At 66.8% G+C, this 349-nt stretch carries 1 protein-coding gene; it reads right to left on the bottom strand.

Annotated elements, in window-relative coordinates; genetic code table 11:
• A partial coding sequence (locus OQ02_RS39535) for a glycosyl hydrolase family 18 protein (protein WP_033443813.1) occupies positions 1-349 on the bottom strand: 349 nt, incomplete at both ends.

Genomic DNA, 349 nt, shown 5'->3' with positions numbered 1-349 from the left:
CAGGACCAGCGACGAACCGGCCTTGGCGGAGAGCTGGGGCAGCGCCTTGGTCAGGTACGTGGAGTTGATGCCGTGCTCGAGGTCGATGTCGACGCCGTTGAAGCCGTACTCCTGCATGAGGGCGTACGTGCTGTTCGCGAAGGCGGTCGCGGAGGCGTCGCTGTTGATCGTGACGTTCCCCTTCTCGCCGCCGACCGAGATGATCACGGACTTGCCGGCCGCCTTCTTCGCGGCCACGTCGGCCTTGAAGTCGGCGACGGAGGCGTAGCCGACGGCCGGGTCGAGGTTGAAGGTGATCTGGCCGGGCGTGGCCGTGGCGTCGGCGAACGAGACGGCGATGATGTCGTAC

The sequence above is a fragment of the Saccharothrix sp. NRRL B-16314 genome, assembly GCF_000716595.1.
In the GTDB taxonomy this organism is placed as follows: domain Bacteria; phylum Actinomycetota; class Actinomycetes; order Mycobacteriales; family Pseudonocardiaceae; genus Actinosynnema.
The sequence above is the reverse complement of the archived record's forward strand: the minus strand, read 5'-3'. Positions and strand labels throughout refer to the sequence as shown.